Below are 7,737 nucleotides of genomic sequence, written 5' to 3' on the forward strand. Positions count from 1 at the left end.
GTGTTACGACTAACTGAAACTTCTGTTGCCTTCGTCACCATCGTGCGGCGCGAAATACGCCGTTTTTTGCGCATCTGGATGCAGACCCTGCTGCCTCCGGCAATCACCATGAGCCTCTATTTCGTTATCTTCGGTAACCTGATCGGTTCCCGCATTGGCGACATGGACGGCTTCGATTACATGCAGTTTATCGTTCCCGGTCTGATCATGATGTCAGTGATCACCAACTCCTACGGTAACGTGGTGTCGTCGTTCTATGGCACCAAGTTTCAGCGCAACATCGAAGAGCTGCTGGTGTCGCCGATCCCGCCCAGCGTGATTCTGCTGGGGTACGTTGCTGGCGGAATGTGCCGCGGGTTGATGGTGGGGATGATCGTGACCTGCCTGTCGCTGTTCTTTACCGACCTGACAGTGCACAACCCGCTGGTGATGGTATCGGTGGTGCTGCTGACCTCGGTGTTGTTCTCGCTGGGCGGCTTTATCAATGCGGTTTACGCCAACAGCTTTGACGATATCTCGATTATTCCCACCTTCGTGCTGACGCCGCTCACCTATCTGGGCGGAGTGTTTTACTCGATCCAGCTGCTGCCTGAATTCTGGCAGCAGGTGTCGCACCTGAACCCGATTCTGTATATGGTCAACACCTTTCGCTACGGCATTCTCGGCGTTTCCGACGTCAACGTGCCGATGGCGTTCGCGATTATTGTCGGCTTTGTTGCCGCGCTGTACAGCTACGCTTACTACCTGTTGCGTGTCGGCAAAGGCATTCGGCAGTAACCGAGGCGATCCAGAGACTAGTTATGAGCCAGAAACCCCACATTGAGCAGTCCCCTCTGGGCCGGTCCACCCCCTACGTCAGCCAGTACGATCCGGGTCAGTTACATCCGATCCCGCGCGCTACTCCTTGGCAGCAGCAGGGGTTTGAATCCCGGCCGTTTACCGGGGTTGATATCTGGAACGGCTACGAGATCTCCTGGCTCAGCGAGCAGGGGATGCCGCGCGTGGCCTGGGCGGAGTTCCGTATCCCCGCCGACTCACCGCATCTGATTGAATCCAAGTCGTTCAAGCTCTACCTGAACTCGTTCAATCTCAGCCGCTTTGCCGATCGGGATCAAGTGGCGGAATTGATGGGAGCCGACCTCAGCGCCTGTGCCGGGAGTCCGGTCGAGGTTACCCTGCGAGACGTTGACGATGCCGAACCGGTGGGCCGCTTGGCCGGAGACTGCCTTGACGATCAGGACCTCAGCATCAGCCATTACCATCCGGCGCCCGAGCTGCTGGTGGCGTCTGATGATAAAGTTGTTGAGGAGCAACTCTACAGCCACCTGCTGAAATCCAACTGCCCGGTGACCGGTCAGCCGGATTGGGCATCGGTACAGATCGGCTATCGTGGACCCAAGATCGACCGCGGCGGATTGCTGGCCTATCTGATCTCCTACCGTGAACATGGCGATTTCCACGAACAGTGTGTGGAACAGATCTTCTTGGATCTTCTGGCCCGCTGCCGGCCGGAGTCGCTTACCGTCTACGCGCGCTATGTCCGTCGTGGCGGGCTGGATATCAACCCCTGTCGTAGCACCGAATCCGGTGTTGTGGCCAATACCCGTCTGGGGCGGCAGTAACGCCGAATCCAGGGTTATCACAAGGAGCCTTTATGGACCTGGTCAGCTTGATACAGCAACGTGTTTCCTGCCCGGTGGTCGAAGAGCCGGGGCCAAGTGCGTCGCAACTGGATGCGATGTTCCGGGCGGCGCTGCGTGCGCCGGACCACGGTAATCTCAAGCCTTGGCGCTTCCTGGTGGTTGAAGGTGAGGCGCGGGCCAAGTTGGGCGAGTTGTTCCTGCAGGCGGCGTTGGCCAAAGATCCCGCGCTGGTGCCGCCGCTGCAGGAAAAGATGCGCAACATGCCGCTGCGCGCGCCAACGCTGGTGGTGGTGATAGCGCGATTGCAGCAGCACCCCAAGGTGCCGCTGGTGGAGCAGCAGGTCGCCGCCGGAGCGGCGGCGCAGAACATCCTGCTGGCGGCGCATGGCTTGGGACTGGGTGCCATGTGGCGTACCGGCGATATGGCCTATAACCCGGATGTCATGCGGGGATTGGGGCTGGCGGAAAACGAAGAGATCATCGGCTTTGTCTACCTTGGCAGTCGCCCCGCCAAAACTCGTAACGCGCCGGCCCTGGATCCAGCCGACTTTGTTGAACAGTGGCGGGGATAATCATGCTCCCGTGGCGGGACATCACCGCGTTCGAGCAAAACCTGCGGGCCAGTATCCCGCTGGTCGAACATCTGGGCTTTCGGCAGTTGCGCTATGACGGTTGCCGGTTCGAGATCGATGCTGCGCTGGCGCCCAACCATAACGACAAGGGCACCGCCTTTGCCGGCTCGTTGAGCGCCAGTGCCAACCTCTGCGGCTGGAGTGCGATAACACTGTTGCTGGAGAGCGAAGAGCAGGCCTACGATGTGGTGATTCGGGATGGCCGGCAGGAGTATTTTCTACCGGTAACCCGGGATTTCTGTGTGGCCACGGTATTACCGGAGCCGGAGCTGGTCGATAGATTTCTGCTGAAACTGCGCGAGCGCGGCAAGGCCCGTATGGATCTGGTTGTCGAGGTTCAGGAGCAGGGCCAGTTGTGCTTTCGACAGAGTGCTGCCTATGTGGCCTTGCGGCGTAAACGCTGGGTCTGAATCAGTTACAATTCACAAGGCTTGACCCTAAAGCTAGCTTTAGGGTTTAAAGTGGTTCGCAGTCATTAATTTGGACCCGGAACCATGATGGCCTATCACCATTTTCAACTGCAGGGCGTTCGCTGCGACGGCTGCGTCAACAAAATTCGCCAGGCGCTTCGTGTGGCGGATCCTGTGGCCGAGCTGGATATCGACCTGACTCGACAGCTCGCAACCCTGACCACATCGCTTGATTCGCAGGTCGCGGCAGGCTTGATCGCGCCGCTGGGCTACCAGCCGGTGCTATTACCCCGCCAGACTCTCCACTTCTTCACCGACGGTGTGCGCTGCAACGGTTGTCTCGGCAAAATTCGCCAGGCGGTTGAGGCGCTGGACGCCGACGCGACGCTGACGGCGGATTTCCCTGCCCAGCGTGTCAGCGTCGAAACTGCGCTGCCAGCGGAGCTGGTGTGTGAGTTGATTGGCGAGCTGGGTTACGGCGCCAAACCGGAGCTACCGGCCGAGTACCACCTTGCGGTACAGGGCGTGGGTTGCATGGGTTGCGTTGGTAATATCGAGCGGGCACTGCAGCAAGTCGATGCGAACGCGCAGGTCGATGCGGCCATTGCCGAGCAGCGGCTCAGTATCACCACCCGTCTTGCTCGCGCGGACGTGGAGGCTATCGTGGCGGAGTTGGGCTATCTCGCTCCCGCGGATGAGGCCGATTCGAATGATGCCGCGACAGCCTGCGACTCAGCAGCGGCAACGACTGCTGCCAATCGGTCTGGTGAAAACGCGGCCGGGTGCGGCGAAGCGATCAATCTATCGCTCAGCGGGATGACCTGTGCCGCCTGTGTTGCCAGCGTCGAGAAAGCGCTCAAGGGGGTGTCCGGGGTTGCCTCAGCGCAGGTTAACTTTGCCAATCGCACGGCGCGTATAGAAGGAGACGCTGCCGCGGATACGCTGATCTCGGCGGTTCAACGGGCCGGCTATGGCGCGGAGTTGATCGAGGACCAGGCGACTGCCGACGAACAGCGCCGGCAACGTGAAGCGGTCGAGCTCAAGCAGCGTTTGCGCAACGTCGCGCTGGCGCTGTTGCTGGGCGTGCCGATGATGCTGTATGGCATCATCGAGGGCATGGCGCTGGATACGCAGAGTGCGCGTGTTGGCTGGGGTGTTGTCGGCTTGCTGACCCTGGCGATGATGTGGGTCGCCGGGCGCCATTTCTTTGTCGGTGCCTGGAAGTCACTGCGTGGCGGCAGCGCCAATATGGATACACTGATTGCGCTGGGCACCGGTTCCGCCTGGTTGTACTCGATGGTGGCCGTGGCTGCTCCGGCGTTGATCCCGGCGGCGGCGCGGGGGCTCTATTTTGAAGCGGCGGCGATGATCATCGGCCTGGTCAACCTTGGTCAGGCTCTGGAGCTCCGCGCCCGCGGGCGCACCCAGGCGGCGGTTCGGTCGCTACTTGATTTGCGCCCGAAAACCGCGCGGGTGATCCGCGAGGGTCACGAGGCCGATCTACCGCTGGAGCAGGTCAGGGTCGGCGATCTGGTGCGGATACGCCCCGGTGAACATGTGCCGGTCGATGCCGAGGTGGTGGAGGGGCGCAGCCAGGTGGATGAGTCGATGCTGACCGGCGAACCGCTGGCGGTCGTCAAGGCCGAGGGTGACATGCTTAGTGCGGGAACCACCAACGGCCGCGGCAGTTTGGTCGCCAGAGCGGCGCGCGTCGGGCGCGATACCGCGTTGGCGCGGATCGTCGATCTGGTCCAGAAAGCGCAGAACTCCAAGCCGCCTATCAGTCGCTTGGCGGACCGGGTTGCCGCCATTTTCGTGCCGGTGGTGGTGGTGATTGCGGGGTTGACCGCACTGGTGTGGTTTCTGGTCGGTCCCGAACCACGGGTGACCTATATGCTGGTAACCGCGGTGACGGTACTGATCATCGCCTGCCCGTGTGCGCTTGGCTTGGCGACCCCTATTTCCATCATGATCGGGGTTGGCAAGGCGGCGGAGCTGGGCGTACTGATCCGCAGCGGCGATGCGTTGCAGCAGGCCAGCCGCCTGACCACGGTAGTGGTCGATAAAACCGGTACCGTGACCGAAGGCCAGCCGCGGGTGACCGCGGTACAGCGATTGGGTGAGGGGGGAGAGCAGTGGCTTCAGGCCCTGTACCTGATGGAGCGCCGCTCCGAACATCCGTTGGCGGAAGCGATCGCCGACTATGCCGCACAGCAGTATGACCGCCCGGGTGAGCCTGATGTCCTGTCGTTTGAAGCCATAGCCGGGCAGGGGGTGCGTGCAACGGTTGAGGGGGTGACCTATTGTGCGGGCAATCGTGCATTGATGGCGTCGCAGGGAGTGGATACCACGGTTGCCACAGAGCAAGCTGAACAGTGGCATGCCGCGGCCCAAACGGTGGTGTATGTGGCTGCGGATGGCCAGTTGCTGGCGCTGCTGGCGATTACTGATCCGGTCAGGGAGGATGCCGCGGCGGCCATCGCCCGGTTGCAGCAGGATGGGATTCGGGTGGTGATGTTGAGCGGCGATAACAGCGCCACCGTTAAGGCGGTTGCGCAAAGCCTGGGTATTGATGAGGCGCGTGCCGAGCTGCAGCCGGAGGAAAAGTTGCAGGTGATTGCCGAGTTGCAGCAGCAGGGCCAGCGCGTGGCAATGGTGGGGGATGGCATCAATGACGCGCCGGCGCTGTCGCGCGCCGATGTCGGCTTTGCCATCGGCACCGGAACCGATGTTGCCATCGAGAGCGCCGACGTGGCGCTGATGAAAGCGTCGCTGCACGGTGTAGCCGACGCGATTGAACTCAGTCGTGCGACCTTGACCAATATTCGCCAAAATCTCTGGGGTGCTTTCATCTACAACGGGTTGGGGATTCCGGTGGCTGCCGGTCTGCTCTATCCGCTGACGGGAATGTTGTTGAATCCGGTGGTGGCCGGCCTGGCCATGTCGCTGTCGTCGGTGACCGTGGTCTCCAACGCCAACCGCTTGCGCTGGTTTTCACCCTCTAATCGAAAGTGACAAAAAACGGCCCACAGTGGGCCGTTTTTTTGGGTGTCGTTAATCAGCCTTCGTTCTTGTACAGGTGCACATCCTGCTGCGGGTAGGGGATGGATATGCCCTCGGCGTCGAAGGTCAGTTTGACCTTCTCATGCATGTCGAAAAAGACGCCCCAGTAATCGGCACTGTTAACCCAGGCGCGCACGGTGAAGTTAACCGAACTGTCTGCCAGTGCTGAAACTACGACCAGCTTCTCCGGATCTTTAAGAACGCGGTCATCCTCATCCACCAGTCGGCAGAGCACCTCCTTGGCTTTTTTTAGATCGTCGTCATAGCCGATTCCGAACACCATATCGACGCGCCGCAGGGGGCTGGTGGAGTAGTTGACGATATTGCCGTTGGAGAGGTTGCCGTTCGGGATGATGATGGTTTTCTTGTCACCGGTATGGATGATGGTATTGAAGATCTGGATCTCCTGTACCACCCCAGCGTAGCCCTGGGCCTCGACAAAATCGCCCACCTTGAACGGCTTGAACAGCAGGATCATCACCCCGCCGGCGAAGTTGGACAAACTGCCCTGCAGCGCCAGACCGACGGCCAGACCGGCAGCACCAAAGACGGCGATAAAGGAGGTGGTTTCGATGCCGACCATGCCGGCAACGCTGATGAGCAGCAGCACCTTGAGGATGATGGTGCCCAGCTTTTCAAGGAAGATCGCCAGCGATTTCTCGACCTTGGCCGCGACCATCGCCTTCTCTGCGGCTCGGCCGATTTTGCCGATGATCCACAGGCCGATAATGAGCGTTAAGATTGCCAGTACGACTTTGCCGCCGTACTGGGTTATAAACTGGATCGCCAGTTCGGTGTACTGATCGACTTGCTGAGTCACTTGATTTAATTCTTCCATGTCTAAGTCCTTGTGAAAGATACGGAAAAGATGGTGGTTTGGCAGGGTGCTACAAGTGTAGCCGAACTGTTTTTCAAAGCGCTAACTAGTCCGTTGCTAAAATCCGAAAACCTGCTTTAGCAGTTCGCTGCTTCGTGCCGCCGGGTCTTTTCGAATCAGCGCCTCCTGTTCGGCAAGCGTGGTAAACAGGCCGTCAACGGCGGCGTCAGTGACATGTTGCTCCAGATCCAGATTCAGGTTGCCGATCAGGGGGTACTGATTAGCCTGCTGCACGAGCTGCTGGTAATAGCGCGTGACGCCGACGCTATTCATCGCGTCCCGTATTAGCGGGCGGAACTCGGTGGCAATGGCCTCGCCGCGCTGTTGGCGGAAATAGCGGGTGGCGGCATCGTCACCGCCGTTATAGATCCGGCGTGCGTCGTCGATGGTCATCTGTTCAACCGCACTCCGTAACTGGCCCGCCGCAGCGGGAACGGCTTGTTCAGCGGCTCGGTTCATGCTGGTTTCGAGCTGATCGACCAGCGTTCCCAGGCCAAACTGGCGCAATAGAATGGCACTCTGGTCAACCACCGCAGGTAGCGGGATGTGCACAGCGGGATTGGCGAGAAAACCGTCGGGGGCGGCGAGCTGAGCTACAGCACGTTCGCTACCTAGTTGCAGCGCCTCTTTGAGGCCTGCGCTGAGCGTGGCGGGATCAAGTGTAGTGTTACCGGTTGGCTGAGCGTCGGTTTCTACGGTGCTTGGCAGTGTCTGTTCGAGCTTCTTGAGCAAGTCACCGAAAGCTGCGAAGGAGGGTTGGCTTAATGTGACCGTCAGGGCGGCAACAATTGCCGGTATCATCGTTTTCATCTCGGGGATCCGCCGTTGGGTGATATTCAGTCTAGACCCGTAATCTGAAAAAAGAAGCCCGCTCAAGGCGGGCTTTCAATCACGCGGCTACTGCCGACTTAGCGATAATCCTCCACCGCCGGGCAGCTGCAGAACAGATTGCGGTCACCGTAGACGTTGTCGATCCGGTTCACCATCGGCCAGAACTTGGCGTGCTTCAGCCCGGCCACCGGGAACACCGCCTGCTCGCGCGAATAGGGGCGGGTCCACTCGCCCTCGATTACATCCGCCTGGGTATGTGGCGCATTCTTCAGCGGGTTGTT

Annotated in this window: 8 protein-coding genes; 5 read left to right on the forward strand and 3 right to left on the reverse strand. The window is 60.0% G+C overall.

Annotated features, from left to right (window positions below):
• From JJQ76_RS17290 to JJQ76_RS17310, 5 genes are all read left to right on the forward strand, one after another.
• Positions 1-777 carry an ABC transporter permease gene (locus tag JJQ76_RS17290; RefSeq protein ID WP_210398213.1) on the forward strand — a complete coding sequence of 259 codons (777 nt, stop codon included), beginning with the start codon at positions 1-3 and terminating at the stop codon, positions 775-777.
• A gap of 23 nt (positions 778-800) precedes the next feature.
• On the forward strand, positions 801-1,622 hold the full coding sequence (gene queF / locus JJQ76_RS17295) for an NADPH-dependent 7-cyano-7-deazaguanine reductase QueF (protein ID WP_210398214.1): 822 nt from the start codon (positions 801-803) through the stop codon (positions 1,620-1,622).
• A 32-nt stretch (positions 1,623-1,654) separates the two neighbouring features.
• On the forward strand, positions 1,655-2,215 hold the full coding sequence (locus JJQ76_RS17300) for a nitroreductase family protein (RefSeq protein ID WP_210398215.1): 561 nt from the start codon (positions 1,655-1,657) through the stop codon (positions 2,213-2,215).
• Between the two features lie 2 nt (positions 2,216-2,217).
• A complete protein-coding gene (locus JJQ76_RS17305) occupies positions 2,218-2,685 on the forward strand; it encodes a YiiD C-terminal domain-containing protein (RefSeq protein WP_210398216.1) in 468 nt (155 codons plus the stop codon).
• A gap of 84 nt (positions 2,686-2,769) precedes the next feature.
• Entirely contained in the window at positions 2,770-5,700 is a 2,931-nt protein-coding gene (locus JJQ76_RS17310) for a heavy metal translocating P-type ATPase (protein WP_246481109.1), read from the forward strand.
• A gap of 43 nt (positions 5,701-5,743) precedes the next feature.
• On the opposite strand, the gene JJQ76_RS17315 is transcribed toward JJQ76_RS17310, so the two are convergent.
• The 3 genes from JJQ76_RS17315 to JJQ76_RS17325 form a co-directional block, all read right to left on the reverse strand.
• Entirely contained in the window at positions 5,744-6,586 is an 843-nt protein-coding gene (locus JJQ76_RS17315) for a mechanosensitive ion channel family protein (protein WP_210398217.1), read from the reverse strand.
• 96 nt (positions 6,587-6,682) lie between these two features.
• The gene (locus JJQ76_RS17320; protein WP_210398218.1) at positions 6,683-7,435 is read right to left on the reverse strand and encodes a DUF4197 domain-containing protein; all 753 of its coding nucleotides are present in this window, start codon (positions 7,433-7,435) and stop codon (positions 6,683-6,685) included.
• 98 nt (positions 7,436-7,533) lie between these two features.
• On the reverse strand, positions 7,534-7,737 hold a 204-nt coding region (locus tag JJQ76_RS17325), incomplete at its 5' end, for a hypothetical protein (protein ID WP_210398219.1).

The organism is Motiliproteus sediminis (assembly GCF_017912535.1).
GTDB lineage: Bacteria > Pseudomonadota > Gammaproteobacteria > Pseudomonadales > Balneatricaceae > Motiliproteus > Motiliproteus sediminis.